Annotated in this window: 17 protein-coding genes; 3 read left to right on the top strand and 14 right to left on the bottom strand. The window is 60.3% G+C overall.

The genetic code is table 11. The features are described from left to right. Positions 1–789: 789 nt before the first annotated feature. Entirely contained in the window at positions 790–1,464 is a 675-nt protein-coding gene (gene lexA, locus HMPREF2927_RS01500) for a transcriptional repressor LexA (protein ID WP_005507880.1), read from the top strand. Between the two features lie 291 nt (positions 1,465–1,755). Here lexA and HMPREF2927_RS01495 read toward each other — a convergent pair whose 3' ends face one another. Then, positions 1,756–3,828, bottom strand: coding sequence for an ATP-dependent DNA helicase (locus HMPREF2927_RS01495; RefSeq protein WP_070684927.1), 2,073 nt, complete (start codon positions 3,826–3,828; stop codon positions 1,756–1,758). Further along, the gene (gene hflX / locus HMPREF2927_RS01490) at positions 3,825–5,549 is read right to left on the bottom strand and encodes a GTPase HflX (RefSeq protein ID WP_070684925.1); all 1,725 of its coding nucleotides are present in this window, start codon (positions 5,547–5,549) and stop codon (positions 3,825–3,827) included. Before hflX ends, HMPREF2927_RS01495 begins: the two co-directional genes overlap by 4 nt. A 143-nt stretch (positions 5,550–5,692) precedes the next feature. Here hflX and HMPREF2927_RS01485 point away from each other — a divergent pair, with 143 nt between their 5' ends. Then, complete coding sequence (locus tag HMPREF2927_RS01485; RefSeq protein ID WP_070684921.1) at positions 5,693–6,316, top strand: class I SAM-dependent methyltransferase; 624 nt, start codon at positions 5,693–5,695, stop codon at positions 6,314–6,316. A gap of 139 nt (positions 6,317–6,455) precedes the next feature. On the opposite strand, the gene dapF is transcribed toward HMPREF2927_RS01485, so the two are convergent. The 4 genes from dapF to miaB form a co-directional block, all read right to left on the bottom strand. Next, positions 6,456–7,391: a diaminopimelate epimerase gene (gene dapF / locus HMPREF2927_RS01480; RefSeq protein WP_070684919.1), complete on the bottom strand. Its 936-nt coding sequence runs from the start codon at positions 7,389–7,391 to the stop codon at positions 6,456–6,458. Positions 7,392–7,552: 161 nt separating this feature from the next. Next, on the bottom strand, positions 7,553–8,602 hold the full coding sequence (locus tag HMPREF2927_RS01475; RefSeq protein WP_256370571.1) for an acyltransferase family protein: 1,050 nt from the start codon (positions 8,600–8,602) through the stop codon (positions 7,553–7,555). Positions 8,603–8,773: 171 nt separating this feature from the next. Continuing rightward, positions 8,774–9,688, bottom strand: coding sequence for a tRNA (adenosine(37)-N6)-dimethylallyltransferase MiaA (gene miaA / locus HMPREF2927_RS01470; protein ID WP_070684915.1), 915 nt, complete (start codon positions 9,686–9,688; stop codon positions 8,774–8,776). A gap of 84 nt (positions 9,689–9,772) precedes the next feature. After that, a complete protein-coding gene (miaB, locus tag HMPREF2927_RS01465; RefSeq protein ID WP_070684913.1) occupies positions 9,773–11,287 on the bottom strand; it encodes a tRNA (N6-isopentenyl adenosine(37)-C2)-methylthiotransferase MiaB in 1,515 nt (504 codons plus the stop codon). Positions 11,288–11,322: 35 nt separating this feature from the next. On the opposite strand from miaB, the gene HMPREF2927_RS01460 reads away from it, so the two are divergent. Next, positions 11,323–12,705, top strand: a complete 1,383-nt coding sequence (locus HMPREF2927_RS01460; protein ID WP_070684954.1) for a hemin ABC transporter substrate-binding protein — start codon at positions 11,323–11,325, stop codon at positions 12,703–12,705. 224 nt (positions 12,706–12,929) lie between these two features. Here the strand turns inward: HMPREF2927_RS01460 and HMPREF2927_RS08865 are convergent, their stop codons facing one another. From HMPREF2927_RS08865 to HMPREF2927_RS01420, 8 genes are all read right to left on the bottom strand, one after another. Continuing rightward, on the bottom strand, positions 12,930–14,960 hold the full coding sequence (locus tag HMPREF2927_RS08865; protein ID WP_246827316.1) for a regulatory protein RecX: 2,031 nt from the start codon (positions 14,958–14,960) through the stop codon (positions 12,930–12,932). 223 nt (positions 14,961–15,183) lie between these two features. Continuing rightward, positions 15,184–16,287, bottom strand: a complete 1,104-nt coding sequence (gene recA, locus HMPREF2927_RS01450) for a recombinase RecA (protein ID WP_070684911.1) — start codon at positions 16,285–16,287, stop codon at positions 15,184–15,186. Positions 16,288–16,680: 393 nt separating this feature from the next. Continuing rightward, complete coding sequence (locus tag HMPREF2927_RS01445) at positions 16,681–16,902, bottom strand: DUF3046 domain-containing protein (protein ID WP_070684909.1); 222 nt, start codon at positions 16,900–16,902, stop codon at positions 16,681–16,683. Positions 16,903–17,069: 167 nt separating this feature from the next. Then, positions 17,070–17,477 carry a helix-turn-helix domain-containing protein gene (locus HMPREF2927_RS01440; protein ID WP_005507109.1) on the bottom strand — a complete coding sequence of 136 codons (408 nt, stop codon included), beginning with the start codon at positions 17,475–17,477 and terminating at the stop codon, positions 17,070–17,072. A gap of 284 nt (positions 17,478–17,761) precedes the next feature. Further along, positions 17,762–18,352: a CinA family protein gene (locus HMPREF2927_RS01435; RefSeq protein ID WP_070684906.1), complete on the bottom strand. Its 591-nt coding sequence runs from the start codon at positions 18,350–18,352 to the stop codon at positions 17,762–17,764. Positions 18,353–18,454: 102 nt separating this feature from the next. Further along, a complete protein-coding gene (gene pgsA / locus HMPREF2927_RS01430) occupies positions 18,455–19,102 on the bottom strand; it encodes a CDP-diacylglycerol--glycerol-3-phosphate 3-phosphatidyltransferase (protein WP_070684904.1) in 648 nt (215 codons plus the stop codon). Positions 19,103–19,302: 200 nt separating this feature from the next. Further along, positions 19,303–22,500, bottom strand: coding sequence for an FtsK/SpoIIIE family DNA translocase (locus HMPREF2927_RS01425; RefSeq protein WP_070684902.1), 3,198 nt, complete (start codon positions 22,498–22,500; stop codon positions 19,303–19,305). Positions 22,501–22,745: 245 nt separating this feature from the next. Next, positions 22,746–24,461 carry a ribonuclease J gene (locus HMPREF2927_RS01420; protein ID WP_070633924.1) on the bottom strand — a complete coding sequence of 572 codons (1,716 nt, stop codon included), beginning with the start codon at positions 24,459–24,461 and terminating at the stop codon, positions 22,746–22,748. Positions 24,462–24,634: the final 173 nt, after the last annotated feature.

Raw genomic sequence — 24,634 nt, 5'->3', positions numbered from 1 at the left:
ATTCAGCGCGTTGTCTCTGAGAACGCCACCCCGCGGGTCTAGCAATGCCGAGCGATACCCGCTCAGAGGTCCTAGTTGAGTGATAACTATGGAGTGGTGATTGTTAGGCGATAACTATTGGGTAGCTATTCTCTAGTTAGGTCAGAGCGTCGGGTGCACCGGGCTGCGCTGGGTTACCCCGGAGCCCCATCCCCTGCGCTCTCTTCGCCAGATGCTCCCTATAGCATCCGGGGTAGAACATGCGAAGAGAGGCAGAGGATTCGAATACATTCGAACACTCATTCACTCTCCCCTCCTGGAAGACTCCGGGTTGAATCTTCGAATATTTTTCGAACATTCACCCGTAAATCCTGGATTTCAGGAGAGATTCAAGAGTATATACGAACTCTTGTTCTAAAGTCTAGCAGAGATGTACTAAAAATTTCTTCGAGTTTCGAAGAAAAAATCTAGAATATTTGTTTGAGTTTTTCGGTGTAGTGTTCTACACTGGTGTCAAGAGACGTTCCACACGCTCCTGATGAGTCCTACTCACAGCAGGTTTCTGTACCCGTTACAGCTTGGTTCTGTATCGAATGCAGGTGCTGCTGGCTGAGTTTTATAGGGCGGAGGCGCATACTCGTTGCCTGCGTATCGCTCCGGCACAGATAGAATTCCTCCACCCCCTGACGAGATAAGACCCATTTCGGCAGAACCAAAAAAATTTTTAGGACACCACCAGAAAACGTGTGAAGCACCCATCCGTGCCCCGACCCGATTACAAAGGCCGGAGTACAGACCGAAGGAAAAGAAATGGCAACAGCACCCCGTCCGGCGCTGACCGCGCGCCAGCAGAAGATTCTTGACGCGATCCGCACCGAGATTGAACAAAAGGGTTACCCGCCGTCCATGCGCCAGATTGGTGACATGGTGGGTCTTGCGTCCCTGTCCTCGGTCACTCACCAGCTCGGTCGCCTCGAGACCATGGGCTACATTCGCCGCGATCCCAAGCTCCCCCGCGCCATTGAGGTGCTGGATGAGAACGGCGTCGGCATCCACGGTAGCGCTTCCTCTTCCCTGCCCGAGCTGCCGAACTTCGAAGTCGGCGATGAAGACCTCGTACCCGTTCCCCTGGTTGGACGAATTGCAGCGGGCGGCCCCATCACCGCCGAGCAGTCCGTGGAGGATGTGCTCGCCCTGCCCCGCCAGCTGGTCGGTAGCGGCAAGCTGTTCATGCTCAAGGTCAAGGGTGATTCCATGATTGACGCCGCGATTTGCGATGGCGACTGGGTGGTCGTCCGCGAGCAGCACACCGCTGACAATGGCGATATCGTTGCCGCTCTACTTGACGATGAAGCAACCGTGAAGGTGTTCCGTCAGGTCGACGGCCATACCTGGCTCATGCCGCGCAACTCCAACTACGAGCCGATTATGGGCGACCGTGCAACCGTCATGGGTAAGGTTGTCTCCGTGCTGCGCAGTCTCTAGAAAACCACAGCCTCTAGAAGATGCAGTCTCTAGAAGACGCGGGTTCTAAACAGCACAGCTTCTCAAAGAAGCTGCTTTAAACAACGTTACTATAAACAACACAGCTTCTAAAAGACATAGCCGCGAGGCTTTTAGCTCTATATAGAAATCACCCCGGTGATACGTGAACGTTCACGTATCACCGGGGTGATTTCTATATGTCCAAAGCGGATATTTCCAAAGCGGCTTTTTCCACAGCGGATATTCCTAAATCAGAGCGCGGCGCTGCCAGGATAGATCTTCTTACCCGATCTAACGCTCAATACTCGCCGAAAGCCGAGCCAGCGCACCGGTCACCGCGGCCTTATTCTGCGTCGACCACATCGGCGGCATCGCCTTCATTAAGAAACCGCCGTAGCGTTTAGTCGCCACGCGAGAATCCAGCACAGCCACCACGCCGCGGTCAGACACCGAACGGATTAGGCGACCGGCGCCCTGCGCCATGCGAATCGCCGCGTGGTGAGCAGAAACCGCCATAAAGCCGTTACCGCGGTGACGGTTCACCGCCTCCGTACGAGCCTGCGCAATCGGGTCATCCGGGCGCGGGAACGGAATGCGGTCCATCACCACCAGGCGGCAAGAGTCACCGGGAACGTCCACGCCCTGCCACAGGCTCATCGTTCCGAACAGGCATGAGTCAACGTCCTCGCTGAACTCCTCCACCAGGGCCTTGAGTGAAGACTCACCCTGCAGAAGAACGTTCAGGTCGCTATGCTCACGCATGTACTCGGCGGCACGCTCGGCGGCACGCTTCGAGGAGAACAGGCCCAGGGCACCGCCCTCCGACGCCTCGCACAGCTCACGCAGACGCTCCAGCTGACCCTCATGCACACCAAATCCCGGAGGTTTCAAATCCCCGGCAACATACATGATGCCCTGCTTGCGGTAGTCGAAAGGCGAACCCACGTCGATGCTCGTCCAGCGCGGCGCGCCCTCGCCCTGCAGTCCCAGGGCGGCGGCTGCAACGTCAAAAGAGTCACCCACCGTCAGGGTTGCGCTCGTCAGAATCACGGTGCGGTCAGCAAATAGACCGTCACGCAGCTGCAAACCGACGCTCAACGGGGCGATGTTCAGGGTCGCCGGGTCGGTATCGGAAGCAGCAACGTAGCGGCCATTCTCCCAGCCACCCTGACGAGAAATCCACAGCACGTCCTGCTCGCCCGAAGCCTCCAGAATGCGGCTACTCATATCGTGCACCTCAGAGACACGCGAGCGTGCCATCTGCAGGCCGGCGTCAACATCCTGACCATCCGGCTTCGTATCGGACAGGGCGGTGCGGGCGGCATCATTGACCGCAGAAATAGCGGTTAAAAGGCGACCGTCCAGGCCCTTCAGCAGGCCCTCGGCAAGACCCTCGAACGCGGTCTCCAGGGTGCCGGCTGCCATTTCCAGTGCGCCGGAATCAGCCTTCGAATGCTTCTTCACGCTACGTGCCGCACGGCGAACCATCGCAACCGTCAAAGAACCAGACACGGCACCGGTCACGCGGTCCACCAGCTCATGAGCCTCATCAATAATGACCGTCTCATGTTCGGGCAGAACCTTCATGCCTTCAAAAGCGTTAATTGCCAGCAGGGCGTGGTTCGTGATGACAATGTCAGCCTCAGCGGCACGGCCACGCGCCATCTCGCTAAAGCACTCTTCCACCAGCGGGCAGCGGCGGCCCAGACACTCGGCGGCACTGACCGACACCTGAGCCCAGGCACGGTCAGAGACGCCGGGCTTCAACTCATCACGGTCGCCGGTCTCCGTACGGTCAGCCCACTCGCGCAGGCGCACCACTTCCTCACCCACGCGGGAGGTCGAAGAAGGCATGTCAAAGAGAGCATCCGGCTCGTCTTCCGGGTAGCCGCCCTCCAGCTTGTGCAGGCAGAGGTAGTTATTGCGGCCCTTGAGCAGAGCAACCTGCGCCTGCGACTCCGGGCGCGGCTCCAGCGCTTGTAGAAGACGCGGAATATCGCGGTTCACGATCTGCGCCTGCAGGGCAAGAGTCGCCGTCGCAACCACAATCGGCTGGTCCGACTCCCCCACCCGCGCCAGGGCAGGAACCAGGTAGCCCAGGGACTTACCGGTACCGGTACCCGCCTGGACCAACAGGTGACGCTGCAGTTCAAGAGCCTGCGCCACATGCGCCGCCATGATGCGCTGACCGGCACGGTTCTGACCGCCGGTGGCGGCAACCGCCTCGTCCAGCAGGGTCAGGGCATCCTTCGCTCCGGGCAGGGTCTCAAGCTCCTGCCCGGTGAATCGGGTGCCGCCGGTCGCAGATCCGGGTACGGTTCCCGGGGCGTTTTTGGGCGCGTTGATGCTCTCGGTCACGCTCATACGCCCCTAGAGAGCCTCGGGGTAGAGGACTGGTCGGAAACAGATGCGGTCGCTTCAGCCAGGGCCTGTGCCTCCGCAAGTTCCTCTTCCAGAACCTCCAGCAGGTCGCTCTCCAGCACATACTCGGACAGTTCGGAGGCGACATCTTCACGGACCAGAGCCACCACGAAAGTGCCGTCCGATACGAAATCGGTGCTCTTAATTTCGGCATCCCACTCGTGCAGGCGCGAAATAATCTCACCGTGCGAGTACGGAATCAGCAGCTTCACCTCAATGGAGGGGCGCGGAATGGTGTCCGCAATCTTCTGCTTCAGCTCATCAATGCCCTCACCGGTACGCGCCGAAACGATTACGTGCTCCGGCTCGCGCTGGCGCAGACGCTCCAGCACGAACGGGTCGGCGGCATCCGCCTTATTCAGCACAATAATCTCGGGGATATGGCGGGCGTTGACCTCCGCGATGACCTCGCGGACAGCACGAATCTGCCCCTCCGGGTCCGGGTGCGAAGCATCCACCACGTGCAGGATGACGTCAGCGTCAGCGACCTCTTCCAGGGTGGAGCGGAACGCCTCCACCAGCTGGGTCGGTAGCGAACGCACGAAACCCACCGTGTCAGAGAGGGTGTAGCCGATACCGTCCGGGGTCTGAGCCTTACGGACGGTCGGGTCCAGGGTCGCAAACAGGGCGTTCTCCACGAGCACGCCGGCGTCGGTCAGACGGTTCAGCAGGGAGGACTTACCCGCATTCGTGTACCCGGCAATAGCCACCGAAGGCACGCGGTTACGGCGACGGTTCAGGCGCTTCGTCTCACGCGCCGGCGCCATCGCAGCGATCTCACGCTTAAGCTTCGCCATGCGAGCGCGCAGGCGGCGGCGGTCCATCTCAATCTTGGTTTCACCGGGACCACGCGAACCGATACCTTCACCGGCTGCGGCACGGCCACCCGCCTGACGGGACAGGGACGCACCCCAACCACGCAGACGCGGCAGCATGTACTCCAGCTGAGCCAGCTCAACCTGCGCCTTACCTTCGCGGGATTTAGCGTGCTGAGCGAAAATGTCGAGAATCAGGGCGGTGCGGTCAATGACCTTGACCTTCACGATGTCTTCGAGGGCACGACGCTGCGAGGGAGCCAGTTCGGAGTCGACAATGACGGTGTCGGCGCCAGTCGCCTCCACAATGTCCTTGAGCTCCAGTGCCTTACCGGAGCCGAGGAAGGTGCCGGGGTCCGGCTTGAGGCGGCGCTGAACCAGGCCGTCCAGAACCTCGGAACCTGCGGTTTCAGCCAGTGCCGCGAGCTCACGTAGGGAGTTCTCTGCGTCCTCTACGGTGCCTTCAGTCCACAGTCCAGCCAGCACCACGCGCTCGAGGCGCAGCTGGCGGTACTCGACCTCGGTGACGTCTTCAAGTTCGGTGGAGAGGTTCGCGATACGGCGCAGGGCGCGGCGCTCAGCGAGATCTTCCTGGTCACCGTCATATTCGGAGTGCTCACGCTGAACGTCAGAAATTTCACGCGCGCGAGTATCCAGCACACGGCGGCTAGTGTGGCTGCCGTGGGTGCTGGAAGAGTTATCGCTGTAATGTGCGGTACCGGCGGCGTCATAAGTAGTGACGGAGGCGGCGGCCTGGGAGCGGCCCAGAACGCGGTCTACGGTGCGGCGCAGCTGCTCATCGCTGGGCAGCTTTTCGGTATCAGATGCGGGGGTGTTCTTAGAATTCATACGACTCTAATTCTACCGCCGTTGCCCGCATCAGGTAGGGGGTTTGGTCGCTTGTGCGCTCAGGGCGTGCAAGCTGCTGACCCGCCCCGTGCATTCTCTGCCCGTGTGCGGCGGGTTCTTGCCCTACCGGTACACTGGATAGCATGAGCGAGCAGCATTATTTCTCTGAAACCCCCGAGACCGAATTTAAGCCCCGCCCCATGCAGGTGGAGCTTGCCGGCCGCAAGGTCACCGTCACCACAGCTAACGGCATTTTCAGCCCCTCTGGTATTGATAAGGGCACCGCTATTTTGCTGCAGGAAGCACCCGATCCGCAGGGCGAACGCGTGCTCGACATCGGCTGTGGTTGGGGCCCCATTACCCTGACTCTGGCGATGCTCGCCCCGCAGGCGCAGGTGCATGCGGTGGATGTGAACTCCCGCTCCATTAGCCTGACTGAACGCAACGCCGCCGCTCTCGGCCTGTCGAACGTCACCGTGGGAACCCCCGAATCGGTTGACCCCGAACTGCGTTTTGACATCATCTGGTCGAACCCGCCGATTCGCGTGGGCAAGGAGGTTCTGCACGAGATCCTGCTGACCTGGCTGCCGCGCCTGGCGCCCGGTGGTGACGCCTACTTGGTGGTTCAGAAGAACCTGGGCTCCGATTCTTTGCAGAAGTGGATGGACGCGCAGCTTGGACAGCTGCACCCCGGCGAGTTTGAGGTGTCGCGCTATGCGACCTCGAAGGGCTTCCGTATTCTGCAGGTACACCGCTACGAGGACTAAAACCTCTGGCGCTAAATCCTCTAGCGCTCATTGCTTAAAAATATAAAAGCGGCGGGTGTTTTCTGAATGTGTTCTCAGAAAACACCCGCGCTTTTGTCTATAAAATCTCTGGTCTAGGACTGCTCGCTATTGCAGCCGGCTATCGCAGCACTACGGTTGCAACCATCTGCGCCGGGCCAGCCAGAACAACATGCTCCAGGTCGTCCGGGCCCAGCACGAAAGTCACCGCGAGGGTACCGCCGGGCACATGCACCAGCCACTCATCCGGTGCTTCCTCGCCGCCCCAGAAACGGGTCGCCGCAGCCGCCGCACACGCGCCGGTACCGCACGACAGAGTCTCGCCCACGCCGCGTTCGTGCACGCGCATACGGATAGCGCCCACCTGCGCGCCGCTCTCGACGTCCAGGTCGACCGGCACCACAAACTCAACGTTCGTACCGTTGACCGGGGCGGGGTTCACCTGAGGCAGGCTGTGCAGATCCAGGCCGTCCAGCTTACCGTCGGAGCCGAGCATCACCACGGTGTGCGGGTTACCCATCGAAATGGACAGGCCAGCACGCGGAGTCTTCAGGCCGCGAGCAGACACCAGGCAGTCCTCGCCACCCTCGCGGGCAGCCTCACCGTGAATGAAGCTCCACGGACCCATATCAATCGCGTAGCCCTCTTCGGTGCGCGCCACAGTCTTCACGCCGGCACGGGTACCAATCTTGACGGTCTCGCCCACCTCAAGCTCAATCAGGCCCTCAGTGCGCAGGTACTCCACGAACGCGCGCACACCGTTGCCGCACATTTCAGCGATAGAGCCGTCACCATTGCGGTAGTCCATGAACCAGACAGCGTCCGGGTGCTCCTCGAGCAGCTTCTGACCCGCGCGGGAGGCGGTGCTGCGGGCAGCACGAATGAAGCCGTCCGCACCAATGCCGAAGTGTCGGTCGCAGGCGCGGGCTACCAGCTCGGGGGTGAGAGCAATTTCTGCGTTCTCGTCCGTCAGAAAGATGAAGTCGTTGCCGGTGCCGTGACCCTTGGTGAGGGTCAGGCCTGCCAGCTCGCCCCAGATGGAAGGGTTCTCGCTCATATGCTGTCCTTAAGGTTGGTGACCGGTCCGTTTATGATTTTACCGCGCCAGATGGTGAACCTGGCGTTCTTCCTCGGAAATACTTCTGCGGCTCCCGGTTTACTTGACGAGTTCATCAAGATCACCGAAAGCCGCAGAAATAGGTGGGATACTTTACTGGTTTATGAAGATGCCGCTACGGTGCCTGCGGGACGATTATGGCGAATGCGCAGAAGCTTTCGGTCCTTCAAAGCCAACGTAGGTTTCTCAACATACAGCCAAGACAGCCACGCCAAACCAACGGTGATAGCAAAAGTGATGATGGAGTTCAGAACCCAGCCCAGCGATGCACTACCGAAAATTGTCAACATAATCTGCACCGGGAACGCGTAGATGTACACGCCATACGAAATATCGTTATGTCGGCACAGGTCGGTCTTAATCGCAGCGCTGAGAGCCAGGATTCCGTAAGCCACAGGCAGGTGCATGTACTGGGCAATACCAGGTGCAAACCATTGCAGAGCAAATCCTAGAATCGTGACCACAATAGCCACAGTAGCGTTATATCGAATACGCTTACCCCACATGTAGAGAATGACACCTGCGAAAAAGTAAGGATGCAGACGAAGAATATGCTCTACAAAACGATTAGGTTCACGCCCCATCAGTTCAAAAATCTGGTGCCCGAAAAATAGCCCAGCATAGATAACAGGAACCAGCCATTTTGCGTTCTTACGAATAAACCCAATGTAGAAAATCGGGATAAGCGCTAGATAAGCAAGGAATTCAAAACCCAGGGTCCAGGCTGACCCATTCCATGCGTGGGTGAAAGGGATGCCAATGGGACCACCAAAAAGGGGGTATTGCAGATTGAAAAGGTCAAAATTGTGCGCTATGTATCCGCCTGCGCCCTTCAGTGAATAGGGCTCTGCCGTGTGTCCGGTGGCTACAGCAATCGGTGCACACAGGAAGACAACAAATAGAATGGATGCCCAGTAGCCGGGGAAAATTCTTAGGGCGCGACGCTTAACATAGCCGGAGATAGTACCCCGTTGCGCGCTATGAGCAATCAGGAATCCTGAGATACAAAAGAACATGTTCACAGCCCATTCACCCAAAGTACCGATACGTTCGGGAACAGGAACTCCGAGAATTCCAGCGTTAAAACCGACAAGAGGGGCAGCATGGGCCACGATAACTAACGAGGCCAATGAGAGGCGAAGAAAGTTCAGCGAATTCGTTTCGCCCAGAATGGCATCGTAGAGGGAACGCGGAGTGGATTTTGCCGCGGACAGAGTGGCAGAATTTTTCGTATGTGATGTGAGTTACATATTTCCTCTATAGTTGAGTTCAATATGCCCCTAGAGTAACCTCAATTTCCCAACCTTAGTACGTCCATTTGCTTATTTTTGCAAAATTGTAGCCAACGCCTCATCTGCAAGGGTGGGTGAGAGCGCATCCAGCCAGTGCACGCGCGGGTCCGCACGGAACCAGGTCAGCTGGCGGCGCGCAAACTGGCGGGTAGCGATCGTCGTATCCTCAATCGCCTGCTCCACGCTGTAGTCCGCGTCCTCAAGGGCGCGAGCGAACTGTGCGTAACCAATCGCGCGGGAAGCGGTCTTCCCCTCCTGCAGCCCCTGCGTATTCAGGATACGAATCTCATCGAGCAGACCCTGCTCGTGCATCAGCTCCACGCGGCGGTGCAGACGTTCGTGCAGCAGGGCACGATCCATATCCAGACCAATCTGAATACTCTCCGTCATGTACTCGCGCACCGGCATGAACGCCGAGAATGGGCGGCCCGTCACCTCGAACACCTCCAGGGCTCGAATAATGCGGCGCTCATCCTTCACCCGCGCAGCCGACTCCGGGTCTACCTCCGCCAGGCGGGCGTGCAGAACACCAATACCCTCGGTACGCGCCCGCTCCTCCAGACGCTCACGCACCCGCGCATCCGTGCCGGGGAACTCCAACTTATCCAGGGCGGCACGCACATACAGGCCGGAACCACCCACCAGAATCGGGTAGCGGCCACGGCCGCGAATCTGCTCAATCAGCTCACGGCTACGCTCCTGAAACTCCGCCACGGATGCCTCATCCCGCACATCCATAATGTCCAACAGGTGGTGCGGAACCCCGCGCATCTCCTCCGCAGTGACCTTCGCGGTACCAATATCCATACCCCGGTAGAACTGCATAGAATCAGCGTTAATGCACTCGCCGTTCAGGCGCAGAGCCAGCTCAATGGCGAGCGCGCTCTTACCGGTGCCGGTCGGGCCCACAATAGCGATAACGGGCAGAGTTTCGGAGATAGTCATGCGCCCCATTCTACCGGTTCCCTCACCCCCACTTGCGGTGGCGACAAGAGCCCGAAGAACAGGGCGCATGATTCGTTATAGGTTTTAGGGGCGCAGACCGATGGTCGGCATGCCCAGACCCACCGGCGCACCGGGCACCTGGGTGGTGCCGGTACCGCAAGAGTCAGCCTGGGAGCGGTCCCACGCGTCACCGGCGCGGGTGCGGCGTAGCTGGTACTGCTCAGCGGTCGGGTCAGAAATCAGGTGGAAGGAACCAGCCTCGGTAATGGGAACGGTGACCATGTCGCCGGGGCGGGGAGTCTCGCAACCCTCGGGCACCGAGAAGTGCACGAGGCGCTGGTCCGGGCCACGACCGGAGAGGCGGTGAGTCTGGTCAGCCTTACGACCGGCCTCCGCAACGACCATCAGCTCAACGGTCTTACCGAGCTGCTTGCGGTTCTCTTCACCAGCGATACGGTCCTGCAGGGCAATCAGACGCTCGTAGCGTTCCTGCACGACCTCCTTCGGAATCTGGTTCTCCATGGTCGCCGCCGGGGTGCCGGGGCGGATCGAGTACTGGAAGGTGAATGCGGAGGAGAAACGAGCCTGCTCCACAACCTTCAGGGTGTCCTGGAAGTCCTCTTCGGTCTCGCCGGGGAAGCCCACAATGATGTCGGTGGTAATCACAGCGTTCGGGATGCGCTCGCGTACCTTGTCCAGAATGTTCAGGAACTTCTTGGAACGGTAGGAGCGGCGCATATCCTTGAGCACCTTGTCGGAACCGGACTGCAGCGGCATGTGCAGCACGGGCATGACGTTCGGAGTCTCCGCCATCGCGTCAATCACGTCGTCGGTGAACATTGCAGGGTGCGGGGAGGTGAAGCGCACACGCTCCAGGCCCTCAATCTCGCCGCAGGCACGCAGCAGCTTGGAGAATGCCTCGCGGTCACCGAACTCCACGCCGTAGGAGTTCACGTTCTGACCGAGCAGGGTCACCTCAATAGCGCCGTCATCGACCAGCGCCTGAACCTCAGCGAGAATGTCGCCGGGGCGGCGGTCCTTCTCCTTACCGCGCAGGGACGGCACGATGCAGAAGGTGCAGGTGTTGTTACAGCCAACCGAGATGGACACCCAACCGGAGTACACGTGATCGCGCTTCGTGGGCAGGGTGGAGGGGAAAACTTCGAGGGATTCGAGTAGTTCTGCCTGCGCCTCGTGGTTGTGGCGGGCACGCTCCAGCAACGCCGGCAGGGAGCCAATGTTGTGGGTACCGAACACGACGTCAACCCAGGGTGCCTTCTCAATGATGGCGTCCTGGTCCTTCTGCGCCAGGCAGCCGCCCACAGCAATCTGCATGCCCTTGTGGGCGCGCTTGACCGGTGCCAGCTGACCGAGGTTGCCGTACAGGCGGTTGGAAGCGTTTTCGCGGACCGCGCAGGTGTTGAAAACCACCAGGTCGGGCTGGGTGCCTTCCTCAGCGCGAACGTAGCCGTTAGCCTCCAGCAGGCCGGACATTCGTTCGGAGTCGTGCACGTTCATCTGGCAGCCGAAAGTGCGCACTTCGTAGGTGCGGGGGCTGGTTTCGGGGGTCTGGGCGGAATCGCTGAGGGTCGAAGTCATGCCCTATAGGGTATCCGATGGGGGATAATGGCTCTATGCAGGTTTCCCTTAGTAGCAACTTTCCGGCTCTGTCACCGAACGATTCTTCCGTCCCCGCCCCTGACAGGGAGCTTCTGAGCGCCCTCATTGAGGAGGCGATTGCCGCCTACTCCCCCGTGCCGCCTCAGGCGAGCGCTGATTCTGCCTCGATGCGTCAGACCCTGATGCAGCTGCTCAGCTGGGCGCATTCTTTGGAACAGGTGGCTACCCGCACGGTTGAGCGTGTGCAGATTCTGGGCACCGGTATGCGTTCCGTTGTGGTGCGTGTGGCGTATGAGCCTGCAGCCGAGTCTGCGCAGTCTTTCGAGTCTACACAGTCTTTGCCGACCTCGATTATTGTGAAGCGTTACCGCCGTAAGGATTCGACGGTGAACGCGGGCGGTTTCGGGTACCTGCGTGAGCGCTACGGTTTGGAGGCGCTGAACCGGCAGGTTCCGGGTCTGTTCCCGCAGCTCTACGGCGCGGATCCTGAGCTGCGCGTGCTGGCGCTGGAAGATGTAAGCGCCGGAACTGTTGAGGGCGAGCAGTCTTCGGTCGCCCACGCCCTGCTGGAGGGCACCGAACAGCAGGCGCTGGATGCGCTGAACTACTACATTGAGGCGTACCGTTCCCTTGCCGCCAGCGGCATTATGGGTGAGGCGGTGGAGGATTACCGCCTGAACCTGGCGCGTGCCGACCGCAAGGCGCAGTTCCCGGGCGCTATTGCCTCGCCGGGGTTGGCCGAGCGCGGTTTGAAGAAGCTGTACGGTGTGGCTGACGAGGCGCGCACCCCCGAGCACGGTGCTGACAGCCCTGCTTCCAGTTCTGCCGCGCATGAGGACGCACCCGTTCTTCCCGCCGCCGTTGAGGAGCTGTCCTTCCGTTTCCGCCGCGTTCTGCAGCCTTTCTTTACCAAACGCCCGCCGGTACCCGAGCAGTTCAAGCTCAACCGCGGCAGGGTATATATGCTCTCTTCGGGCGATTTTTCGCCGCAGAACGTGCTGATCGGTTCGGCGGACGGCGCGCAGGTGCGCATGGTCGATGCGGAGGGCACCTGCCTGCACCACCGCGGCTTCCCCTTCGTTGAGGCGATGCTGGGCTTCCCCTCCTCGCCGGAGTACCCGCGCTACCGGGTGGACCGCAAGAAGGCGCTGCCGGCGCTGTACTCTGCCCTCTTTGAGGACGCCCCGCTGGATGAGCACCTGGCGGAGGATTTGGCGGTGTGCACGGCGGTGACCGTATGCGCCCTGTTGGAGCTGTACTCTTCTTCGGCACGTGCCGATTTGTTGCCTCGTATTCGCCGTGAAGGTGCGCAGCTGATGCGTCTGCTGCTTGAGATCGCCGGTTCTCAGGATGCAGCCCTCGCCGAATTCGCGGACCGTCTGGGGGCCGTTGAATAAGCAGCAGAGTAAACAGCGGATATAGCCTTCGACAAGGTGTTTTATAAAACTCAAAACGTAATGGGTGAGCCCGCCACAGAGTATGTCTGTAGCGGGCTCGCCCTTTTAGCTCATTGGCGAGAAGTCATTGGCAGAGAGTCATTGACGGAGGCTCTTTGGAGGAGGCTTTTTAACAGTGGCTCGTTGACAGTGCGTACCTGCTTGTCCCCTGCCAGTGCCGTGAACTACCAGAGCTCGTCCTCCGCACCGTAGGCGGCGAGTTCCTCACGAATCACCGACATCGACACCGAGGAAGAGTACCCGCGGCGAGCCAGCATCCCCAGCAGTCGGCGGGTCACCCTATCCTTTTCAGCGCGGTCGCTCAGGTCCATACCGGGGCGCAGCTTCTTACGCACCAGCTCGGCGGCGTCATCACGTTCCTGCTCGTCGGTGCGCTGCGCCAGTGCGTTCTCCGCCTCTTCACCGCACACCCCGCGTTCAGCGAGCTCACGGCGCAACGCGGTGCGGGAGAGCTTCTTGGTGCGGCTCTTCTGCGCCACAAAGCTTTGGGCGTATTCGGCGTCGTCAATGAGTTTTGCCGCCTCGAACTTATCGAGCAGCGGCTCAATGAGCTCCGTGTCAAAGCCTTCTGCCTGCAGCTTCTTACGCAGCTGACCTCGGGTTTTTGCCGAGTACGCCAGTTGGTTGTACACGATGGTTTTAGCGCGAGTGTAGGGGTCGGTCTCCTCGGTGGCGCGGGCGGCACGCACCTTCTGCTTCCAGGAAGGCACTTTGCTTTCCGACGGCGAGGAAGCATGTCCCATCTGAGAGCCGCCCGGTTGGGAGCCGCGTGCTCGAGAACCACCCTTTGGGGATCCAGCCGAAGCGGCACGGCGCTTTCCGGTACCGACTCCATGCGCCTCCTCCTCGGCAATACCGCGGATGAGTGCTTCTTCGGCGGGGGTGAGTTCTTCGTTCAAGCTACTTCCCTCCCTAAATAGGTTGCTCCCCGAGCCGCGGCCCGCAGAACTCTTACGGGTTTCGTCGTCGTCACTTCGAGCCCCGAAGGCGGGTGCGTAGGGCGAACGGCTCCGCATTTTCTCTTGCTGCGCCGCGCTCATGCGGCGGAATCCACGCTTATAGTCGGTGTTCTTGGAGGCACGCGAAGACTTGCGTTTCTTCTGCTTATCCCGCTGAGCGGCTTGCCTCTCAATCTCTTCTTTTTCTTCGGCGGTGAGCCCCGATCCGATGGAGGCGGCACCCGCTCGACTCATGCGCCCCGCCGCCATAGGGCGCGGCTCGGCACCGCCGGGGGTGAAGGCACGAGCGGGCGCTTCGTCAATGGAGACGGCGGGCAGGTTCGGGTCAACGAGCAGGCTGCGGCGCGGCGATTCGCCATCTTCCCCAGAACTGCCATCTTCAAAGTTGGCGGGCACAGCCTGCAGGGGCAGCTCGGGTACGCGGAACTCACCGGCGTAGTCGCCGCCGTTATCGCGGGCGATGCTTTCTTCAACAAAGCCGTGCGCGGCTGGGTGCCAGTCCGGGAACTCCTCAGCGGCTACCGAATCCGCGCCCCTGTTCCGCACCCACTTTTTGGATGCGTTTTCTGTGGCCGCTGGTTTCTTCTTAGCCGCTAACTTCTTCTTGGGCGCGGGCTTTTCAGCCTGCCGCGCTTTCGGCTTGGTTTTTTGGGGTGAGGGTTCTTGACCCCCAAGCTTCTCCGCTACCGCTTCTGCGGGTGCTGCTTCGTCCGAGGATACCCAGTATTCCCCCGCGTACTCTGTTTCAGGGTACAAAGGCTCTGCCGGATACACAGGTTCGTCCTCGTAGGTAGGCTCGTCAGGGTATGAGGGTTCGTCAGGGTATGGGGGCTCGTCCTCATACGGGGGTTCTTCAACAGCAGGAGGCGCAACAGGAGGAGGCGCCTCCCAGCTGAGGGTGGGCTCCGCCAGGGACGCGGGCTCCTCAAAATTGAGCGCCTCGAAGCCACCTACCTCAATCGGTGGGGCGGTAGATTCAAACGAACCAGTAGCTTCAAAGGAAATAGCGGGCTCAAAAGAAGTAACGGGTTCAAAGGAAACAGGCGCAGAGAATGCAGAGTCCTGGAATGCAGAATCCTCGAAAGCAGGGCCCTGGAAGGCTGACCCCTGCAGAGCTGAGGAACCGAAGTGCGGTTCGGTCGCATCCAGCGCCGCAAAACCGGCGTCGCCGTCACGCGCGCTGTTTCGCTCGCGCTCTTCATGGCCGTTCTGTTCCGTCATGCGCTGTTCCGTCATGTTCAGTTCCTCCTCTCCCCTGTATTGGCTCGCTTGATGGCCCGTGCGCCCGGCTATACGGCGCTCCCCCATTGTAACGAGGCGTTGTCTCCGCACCCCCGATACTCCCCTTAATGCGCGCCCGTTAACGGGCTCCCGTTAACGATAGATTGCCGTGCACCGTGCGGAATGCACAGCACACGGCAATCAGTCGTGGCGTTAGCAAGAAGCTACGCGGGCGGGTTTAGAACTCCTCAGCCAGCTCGTCCAGCGGGTCGTTACCCTCGGACTCAGCAGTTGCCTGCTCGTCAGCTTCTTCCTCAATAATGCCCAGCTTCACCAGAACCTTGTACTGCAGTTCCTCGGTGAGCTCGGGGTTGTCCTTGAGCAGCTTACGAACGTTCTCGCGGCCCTGGCCCAGCTGCTCACCATCGTAGGTGAACCATGCGCCGGACTTCTTAACGATGTCGTTCTCCACCGCCAGGTCCAGGATGCCGCCCTCAACGGAGATGCCCTCACCGTAGAGGATGTCGAACTCAGCCTGCTTGAAGGGCGGAGCCATCTTGTTCTTCACGATCTTGGCGCGGGTGCGGTTACCGATCGGGTTAGCGCCGTCCTTGAGGGTCTCAATGCGGCGGATGTCGATACGGACCGAAGCATAGAACTTCAGCGCCTTACCACCGGTGGTGGTTTCGGGAGAACCGAAGAAGACACCAATCTTCTCACGCAGCTGGTTGATGAAAATTGCGGTGGTGCCGGTTGCGGAGAGGCGGCCGGTAATCTTACGCAGCGCCTGGCTCATGAGGCGAGCCTGCAGACCCACGTGGGAGTCACCCATGTCGCCTTCAATTTCGGCGCGGGGTACCAGCGCGGCGACGGAGTCGACGACCACGATATCAACGGCGCCGGAACCAACCAGCATGTCCATGATTTCCAGCGCCTGCTCACCGGTGTCGGGCTGAGAGACCAGCAGCTGGTCAATGTCCACGCCCAGCTTAGCCGCGTAAATCGGGTCCAGCGCATGCTCGGCGTCGATGAACGCTGCCACGCCGCCTGCCTTCTGAACGTTCGCTACAGCGTGCAGCGCAACGGTGGTCTTACCGGAGGACTCGGGACCGTAAATCTCGATGACGCGGCCGCGGGGCAGACCGCCAATACCCAGAGCGGCATCCAGGGCGATAGCGCCGGTGGAGATAACCTCGGTCTTGGTGATTTCCTTATCGCCCAGGCGCATGACTGCACCCTTGCCGTAGTTCTTGTCGATCTGTGCCATCACGGCTTCAAGTGCCTTGGCGCGACCCTCTTCGGGAACGCGAGCTACGCTCTGAGACTTGGTGTTCTTAGCCACGGTAGTACCTCGTTCTTTGTGTTGTCAGTGGTTGACGGGAGTAATGTTTCTTCGGAATCGGTGGGACTCGTAATCGAGACCTTGAAGGTTTTGGCCTACCGGTTCCTTCTGAGACTACTCTAGGGTCACAGCCTGACAGGATAAGGCCATTTTTTAAAATCTGTGGAAAACTTTGAAGATTTTCCGAAAAATTCCTGATGTGGAAAAGTCTAGCACGAGTCGAACAAAATTACGACCCAGTTTCGAATAAATCGGACAGGGTTTCGGCATATATTTTCGAAAAACCCCGGATTATCGGCTAATTATTCGAAAATACCTCCCGCGCAGGCGCTAGCACTCGAACAAACGGCAGGCCCCGCCCGCCCCTACTCGAGAAAGCGCCAGACTCACCGACTAGTGCAACGGCTCCTTATCGGGACCCAGGCGGCGCTCCTGCGGAATCTCCTGCTCCTCACAGATTGCAAGCCACACATCCTTCGGGTTAACGCCCTGGTCCAGCGCCTCCGCAGCGGTCACATGGCCCAACGAGCCCAGCACCAAATCACGCGCCAGCACCGGCGCATACCCGGCACCGAACTCATACTCCATGCACGCCCAAAATTCGCTCAGCTTCACAAGCACTCCTCCATTTCGCCGCTAGTTCGCTTCATAATTCGTCACATCGCCCGCATCTCGCCCGAGAATAAACCCAGAACAAACCCGAGAATAAGCGATGCCGCACACCCACCTTACGGGGATGCACGGCATCGCTTCACGTTTAGTGCGGCATGTGCCGCCTCGCGTTACTTCGAGAGAATGTAGTAATCGCTCTTGTACTGCTCAGACATCTCAGCCGGAACAGTATCCGGAATCTGAACGCCCTCGAGAACCGCCATACGGTCGGCAACCTCACGCAGCATCTGGGACATCGGGATGTCCAGAGCCTGGCAAATCCACGCCAGCAGTTCGGAGGAAGCTTCCTTCTGACCGCGCTCAACTTCGCTCAGGTAACCGAGGGAAACACGGGCACGCTGGGAAACCTCGCGCAGGGTGCGACCCTGACGCTGGCGAACATCGCGAAGAACCTCACCGATTGCCTGTCGCAGGGGAACAACCTTAGCTTCCTCAACGACCGGGGCGACCTGTCGGGGGGTCTCCTCGATTTCCTTCCACTTAGTAATACCATTAATCGATACGCGCTGCTTAGCCATGAGCTTCTATATCACTTTCCTGAGTAGGTATTCCCGACCTGCGGGACTGTACAGAGTTAAGCCTAACTGATTTTTGGAGCGTGAGCTAGGAGCCCCGCCATTTTCGTCTTCTTCTTACGGCTTGTATCTATTCAAACAGGCGAACCTATGCCTTTATTCCTGCGGAGCTGAAAGAACCCTGTGAATATATTTGAACCGTAAATTTTTTTAGGTAGGCGCCGCACAGACGACTACACAGCCGTTCCAGGCACCGCACAGCCCAGCCCACTCCAGCCCTTAGCACGCTACGCCAGCTCGTCCTTCAGAACCCCACCGGCGCCGCCGCGCACCGCACGCGCCAGCAGGGCAATCGCATCCGCGCTCGCCGCCGCACGAATCTGCGCGCGGTCCCCCGAATAGTGGCGTTCAAACACTTCAGAACCACCCGGGGAACACACACCGATATAGACCGTACCCACCGGCTGGCCATCCGCAGGATCAGGACCGGCAACACCCGTGGTCGACACCGCATAATCGGCACCGCACACACGCGCCGCACCGACCGCCATCTGCACCGCCACCGCAGGATGCACCGCACCCTCACGCGCCAGCAGCTGAGCGTCCACGCCCAGCACCTGAGCCTTCACCTCGTAGGCGTACGAAATCACGCCGCCGCGGTAATACGCGGATGCGCCCGGCACCGTACAAATCGCGCCGCCCACATCCCCGCCGGTCAGCGACTCAGCCGTCGCCACCTGCACCGGCCCCTCCCGAGAGGCACGCAACTGCACCGCATCACGCAGTAACAGCGCCGCCGCCTCCGGGGTACCGGAGAAAACCTCAGCGGAGGAAAGCTCAGAGGACAGAGCATCTTCAAGTATGAGGGGAACAACCATCATTCTCTCCTTTCAGCGGCGAACCGCCGCTCAAAACCTCACGCGGCACACAACGCGCCGCAGGTACAGCGAAGGGGAGCAGCACACGCCACTCCCCTCCCTCTACTTACCGCCGCCCTGGGAGGCCTGAGCCTGCAACCAGTTACGACGCAAAATATACGCATCACGCACATACACCAGGCCGGTCCACACGGTAATCGCGGTGACCGCGCCCATCAGAACCCAACCAGGAATCAGCCAACCAAGGCCCAGCTGACCCAGCGGCAGAAGCATCAGCACCAGCGCCACCGTCTGCAGCACGGTCTTAATCTTGCCGCCCTTACTAGCAGCCATCACACCGTACTTAATGACGAACAGACGCATGATCGTAATGCCCCACTCGCGCAGCAGAATCACAATCGTGACCCACCACCACAGCTCACCCAGCGCCGACAGCACAATGAACGCCGCGCCAGTGAGGAACTTATCGGCAATCGGGTCAGCAATCTTACCGAAGCTCGTAATCAGGTTACGCGAGCGCGCCAGGTAGCCGTCCGCCCAGTCCGTGAGCATGGCAAGGATGAAAATAATCCACGCCAGCCAGCGGTGCGTCGGATCAGCGGCACCAAAAGTACCGCCCGCAACCAGGGCAACAATGAAGAAAGGAACCGCAATAATACGCAGAACCGTCAACACATTCGGCACATTCCAGTTCGAAGGCTTCGCTGTGCTGACCGCACCGGTGGATGCGGAATTGCGAGCTTCACTCATAACGGCTCCTTACGGGTAGATGGCTTTCGACGGTGAGAGACCGCGTACGCACCGACACCTAATCGTATCGGGGATACGCAAACACCCCGTACCGTCCATTATACGTGTGCCGTAGCAGACATCACAGGGGCTATACGGGGTGCATGTCGCGAGTTCACTCAGCTGAGTGGACTCAGCCGAAGGGATAGGGCGCTGAAGGACTAGCGGCCGGTCAGTTGCCAGGCGTCCTCCGAGCCCTCATCATCGGGCTCATCGAAATAGTCGGTGACCGCCTCGCCCTGGTCCACCGCATTCGCGTACGGGTCGGCGGCCGGAGGCTCCTCACCGCGAATACGCGCCAGGGTCGCCTGCAGGTCATCCGGGCGGATGAGCACCTCACGTGCCTTCGAGCCCTCCGAGGGGCCCACCACGCCTTGTGACTCCAGTAGGTCCATGATGCGGCCAGCCTTCGCGAAGCCCATGCGCAGCTTACGCTGCAGCATCGAGGTCGAACCGAACTGGGTCGTAATCACAATCTCCGCCGCCTGCAGCAGATCATCGAGGTCATCGCCGATTTCCTCATCAATCTGCTTCTTCGCGGCAGAGACCATCACGTCCTCACGGTAGATGGTCGGCGCCTGCTTCTTCACGTGCTCAACCACGGCGTGAATCTCAGACTCAGACACCCACGCGCCCTGAACACGCATCGGCTTCGAAGCACCCATCGGCAGGAAGAGCGCATCACCCTGACCGATCAGCTTCTCCGCGCCGGGCTGATCCAGCACCACGCGAGAGTCAGTGACCGAGGAGGTCGCAAACGCCATACGTGACGGAACGTTCGCCTTAATCAGACCGGTCACCACATCCACCGACGGACGCTGGGTCGCCAGCACCAGGTGAATACCCGCAGCACGCGCCAGCTGGGTAATACGAACAATCGCTTCTTCCACGTCACGCGGAGCGACCATCATCAGGTCGGCGAGCTCGTCAACAATCACCAGCAGGTACGGGTACTCGTGCACCGTGCGCTTACTACCGGGATCGGGCTGAACCTTACCCTCACGCACCGCCTTGTTGAAGTCGTCCACGTGCTTGTAGCCGTAGTGGGCGAGGTCGTCATAGCGGGCGTCCATCTCACGAACCACCCACTGCAGGGCCTCGGCGGCCTTCTTCGGGTTCGTAATGATGGGCGTAATCAGGTGCGGAATACCCTCATAGGCGGTCAGCTCCACACGCTTCGGGTCAACCATTACCAGGCGCACCTGGTCCGGGGTTGCACGCATCAGAATCGAGGTAATCATCGAGTTCACGAACGAAGACTTACCGGCACCGGTCGCACCAGCGACCAGCATATGCGGCATCTTCGCAAGGTTCGCCAGCACGAAGCCGCCCTCAACGTCCTTGCCCACACCCATGACCATCGGGTGCTGGTTCGCGTGAGCCTGCGGGGAACGCAGCACATCACCCAGGGCAACGGTCTCACGGTCCGTATTCGGAATCTCAATACCAATCGCGGACTTACCCGGAATCGGGGACAGAATACGAACATCCGGGCTCGCCACAGCGTACGCAATGTTCTTGCTCAGCGCCGTCACACGCTCCACCTTCGTGGCGGGACCCAGCTCAATCTCATAACGGGTCACGGTCGGGCCGCGCGAGAAGCCGGTGACCTGCGCATCCACCTTGAACTGCTCCAGCACATTCGTCAGAGCCTCAACCATGTGCTGGTTCACCTCGGAAGACTCCTTGGCGGGAGGACCAGCAACCAGCATCTCCTCCGAGGGCAGCACATAGGTACCGCGGGACGACTGAACAACCTGCTCGCCGCGCGCCCGCTCGGTGGTTGCCACCTGAGTATTGTTCTGCAGCGGGCGGGATGCGCCAGCCTCGGGCGCTCGCGAAGCCGCGGGAGCCGCGTTCTTCGGGTGCGCACCCGGCGAGTGCATGCGGGTCGGAATCGGAGGCTGAGCCGCGGGTGCGGCAGGAGCCTGGGATGCAGAAGCCGAGGTAGCAGACTGCGCAGGGTTCACCACCTGGTGCGGCTTGGTCTGCGGTGCAGCTTCCTCAGAAGCGCCGAATCCGTCGTATGCCTCAACGTCAAAGAGAGGCTCCTCGCCAGGAATACGGTTCACACGGCCGTTCGCCACGGCGGCGCGCTGCACCTGATCCAGGCGGGCTGCGGGCGCATCCGATGCCTCAACGTCGAAGAGGTCAGGGCTGCTCGAATAAGCGCTGTTCTGCGCAGAAGTTCCCTGGGCGGACGTACCCTGTGCGGCCGGTGCCTGGTTGAGGCGACCGGGCAGACGGGACAGGCGGTTCGGCTTAGCCGCCGGGCGCTTCTGCTGAGCGGATCCCTGCGCAGAATCCTGTGCAGAGTCCTCCGGCTGTACCGGCATCTGCGTGGTCTCCGGGTGGGTCTCATCCACCACGGCGCTCACGAATGCTTCATCACCGGCGTACTCGTCCAGGGAAGAATCGGTCGACGCAGCGGGAGCAATACCCAACCAGCCGCGCAGACGAGCGAACAGGCCACCAGACTTCTGAGCCGAGCGCGCCGGCTTCTCATCGTCACCGTACAGGTAGCTGCGGTCGTGCTCCTCAGCGTTCAGGTCCACGGTCTGAGTCGCATCCGAAGGGCTGTCCTTCGCGGAGGTTCGAGTCGTGCCGTTCGGCTTCTCGCCCAACGCCAGACCGACCAGGTGCAAAGTACGCGGCACCACCTGACGAATCGGAGTGTTCGTCAGAACCATCAGACCGGCAATACCCAGCAGCAGGTGAATCAGAATCTCAACGAACGCAATACCGCCGCTCACACGCACAATGGGAGTGCCCAGCAGCACGCCAGCCACACCACCACCAGCCCAGACGGCGTCAAAACCATCCGCGAAGGTCGGGTGACCCGCATGGCGAGCAAAGAACAGGGAGGTCGCCACCAGGATGATGAAGGATCCCAACGCCACGCGGTTATTACGTTTAATCAGGTCGGGCCCACGGAAAACACACCACGCCATAATGAGGCAGAACACCGGAATCAGCAGGGCGCCCTGACCGAAAATACCGCCCAGCATGGTGTGCCAGGCGTCCAGGGGCGCTCGCAACAAACCGAGGGAGGTGTGAGCACGCCAGTTGTACCACTCCACTCCGGCGCTAATCAGGCCGAACAGCAGGATGGTGAGCGCGCCGCCGTCACGACGGTCTTCGGGCGCAAGGTCGGTGCGCACCGCGCCAATGGAGCGGAATAGCCCACCGATAGCGTGAGCGATGCTCAGCCAAACGGAGGAGATAGCGCCCGCTACAGGGTTCGCCGCGTTGGCACCGCGCTGGGCACCGCCTCGGGAGGTGGTGCGCTTGCGGGTGGTCTTCTTAGTGTTTGCTTTAGTAGAGGTCGTGTTACGACCCTTCGTGGTCCGTGGAGCCATACCTTTTAGGGTATCAACCTTCCCGTTAATGTACCGATTCTTTCGTTATCAGTGAGCTAAAAAGTGTGCCCCGCCCGGTGCCTACGCGGGCATTGATAGGGCACTGATGAGGTGCTTCTCCCCCATTGCGTTCGCTTTCGCGCAGCTTTCGCGCATACGTTCTGCAGATACACAGCAGGCGGGGCCGACACAACGTATCGACCCCGCCTTTTCGCTATGAGAAGCATCTAGCCTCGAGCAGAGTGTTAGTTCTTCGCAGCCTTCGAGGTGTTCTCAACAACCACGGGAACAATCATGGGCTTGCGGCGCAGACGGCGAGAAATCCAGGCACCGATGGTGCGGCGCACAATCTGCTGCAGCTGCTGCACGGTGTGTACCTTCTCGGGTGCGCGGTGCAGAGCATCCTCCAGAGCGGCGGTAATCTTCGGAACAATCTCGTCAAAGACCGAGTCGTCCTCAGCGATACCGCGAGCGTGAATATCCGGGCCGGTCACCACGCGCTTAGTTGCGCGGTCAATGACGGTCACGATGGACACGAAGCCCTCTTCACCCAGGATGCGGCGGTCCTTCAGGTCGCTCTCGGTGACCTCACCGACGGATCGGCCGTCAACGTACAGGTACTCGCAGGGAACCTCGCCCACCACGGACGCCACACCATCGCGCAGATCCACAACGGTGCCGGACTCGCAGAGCAGCACGTTCTTCTTCGGAACGCCGGTCTCCATCGCCAGGTCACCGCTAGCAATCAGATGGCGAACCTCGCCGTGAACCGGCATAACGTTCTTCGGCTTGAGAATGTTGTAGCAGTACAGCAGCTCGCCCGCGGCAGCGTGACCGGAAACGTGAACCTTCGCGTTGCCCTTGTGCACCACGTTAGCGCCCAGCTTCATGAGGGCGTTAATGATGCGGAAGACGCTGGTCTCGTTACCGGGAATCAGCGAGGAGGCGAGCACCACGGTGTCGCCGGGCTCAATCTGAATCTTGTGGTCACCGTTCGCCATGCGCGACAGTGCCGCCATCGGCTCGCCCTGCGAACCGGTGCACATCATCACAATCTGGTCGGGGCGGTAGTCGTCAACCTTCTTCAGGTCCACCAGCACGTTGGCGGGGACCTTCAGGTAGCCCAGCTTCTCGGCAATGGTCATGTTACGCACCATGGAGCGGCCCACGAGCACTACCTTGCGGCCACGCTCAGCGGCTGCGTCCAGCACCTGCTGCACACGGTGAACGTGCGAGGAGAAGGACGCCACAATGATGCGGCCGCTTGCGTCACGGAAAACGTTCGACAGCACCGGACCGATGTGCTTCTCGGTCGGGGTGAAGCCGGGAACCTCAGCGTTGGTGGAGTCCGGCAGGAACAGGTCCACGCCCTCCTCGCCCAGGCGAGCGAAGTGGCGCAGGTCGGTGATACGGCCATCCAGCGGCAGCTGATCCATCTTGAAGTCACCGGTGTGCAGAACCTTGCCTGCCTTGGTGCGGATGTAGACAGCCAGCGCATCCGGAATCGAGTGGTTCACAGCAACGAACTCACACTCGAACGGACCGAAACGCTCCACCTGGTGCTCCTTCACCGCGAGGGTGTAGGGCTTGATGCGGTGCTCGGCGAGCTTCGCCTCGACCAGTGCCAGGGTCAGTTCGGAACCGACCAGGGGGATGTCGGGACGGCGGCGCAGCAGGTAGGGAACCGCGCCGATGTGGTCTTCATGACCGTGGGTCAGCACCATGGCAACCACGTCGTCCAGACGGTCGACAATGTAGCTGAAGTCGGGCAGGATCAGGTCCACGCCGGGCTGGGACTCTTCGGGGAAGAGCACGCCGCAGTCAACAATCAGCAGCTTGCCGTTGATTTCGTACACGGTCATGTTACGACCGACTTCGCCCAGGCCGCCCAGGGGCACCACGCGCAGGGTGTCCTTCTTCAGGCGGGGAGGGAGGGGAAGATTCGCTTCAAAGACGCTCATCGTGTGTCTCCTCTTTCTTCTATGTTTTCTTGTGATGTCTGTGATTCGTAGGCGACGCTTCGTACCGCAAGCGCTCCCGCCGGTTCGGCTCTCACGTGCCGAGGCTGCGGAGGTGCTACCGGTGCGTCCAAATCACCGAAAGTATTCAAAAGTATTGGGGGCGTATTGCTCGG

Origin of the sequence: Rothia sp. HMSC061E04 (assembly GCF_001813685.1) — a bacterium.
GTDB lineage: Bacteria > Actinomycetota > Actinomycetes > Actinomycetales > Micrococcaceae > Rothia > Rothia mucilaginosa.
The sequence above is the reverse complement of the archived record's forward strand: the minus strand, read 5'-3'. Positions and strand labels throughout refer to the sequence as shown.

Coding starts and splice junctions, on each gene's coding strand:
- HMPREF2927_RS08865 (WP_246827316.1), bottom strand. CDS start 14,960: ATGACGGAACAGCGCATGACGGAACAGAACGGCCATGAAGAGCGCGAG.
- miaA (WP_070684915.1), bottom strand. CDS start 9,688: ATGACTATCTCCGAAACTCTGCCCGTTATCGCTATTGTGGGCCCGACC.
- dapF (WP_070684919.1), bottom strand. CDS start 7,391: ATGAGCGAGAACCCTTCCATCTGGGGCGAGCTGGCAGGCCTGACCCTC.
- hflX (WP_070684925.1), bottom strand. CDS start 5,549: ATGAATTCTAAGAACACCCCCGCATCTGATACCGAAAAGCTGCCCAGC.
- HMPREF2927_RS01425 (WP_070684902.1), bottom strand. CDS start 22,500: ATGGCTCCACGGACCACGAAGGGTCGTAACACGACCTCTACTAAAGCA.
- lexA (WP_005507880.1), top strand. CDS start 790: ATGGCAACAGCACCCCGTCCGGCGCTGACCGCGCGCCAGCAGAAGATT.
- HMPREF2927_RS01485 (WP_070684921.1), top strand. CDS start 5,693: ATGAGCGAGCAGCATTATTTCTCTGAAACCCCCGAGACCGAATTTAAG.
- HMPREF2927_RS01420 (WP_070633924.1), bottom strand. CDS start 24,461: ATGAGCGTCTTTGAAGCGAATCTTCCCCTCCCTCCCCGCCTGAAGAAG.
- HMPREF2927_RS01435 (WP_070684906.1), bottom strand. CDS start 18,352: ATGGTTGTTCCCCTCATACTTGAAGATGCTCTGTCCTCTGAGCTTTCC.
- HMPREF2927_RS01495 (WP_070684927.1), bottom strand. CDS start 3,828: ATGAGCGTGACCGAGAGCATCAACGCGCCCAAAAACGCCCCGGGAACC.
- HMPREF2927_RS01440 (WP_005507109.1), bottom strand. CDS start 17,477: ATGGCTAAGCAGCGCGTATCGATTAATGGTATTACTAAGTGGAAGGAA.
- HMPREF2927_RS01460 (WP_070684954.1), top strand. CDS start 11,323: ATGCAGGTTTCCCTTAGTAGCAACTTTCCGGCTCTGTCACCGAACGAT.
- pgsA (WP_070684904.1), bottom strand. CDS start 19,102: ATGAGTGAAGCTCGCAATTCCGCATCCACCGGTGCGGTCAGCACAGCG.
- miaB (WP_070684913.1), bottom strand. CDS start 11,287: ATGACTTCGACCCTCAGCGATTCCGCCCAGACCCCCGAAACCAGCCCC.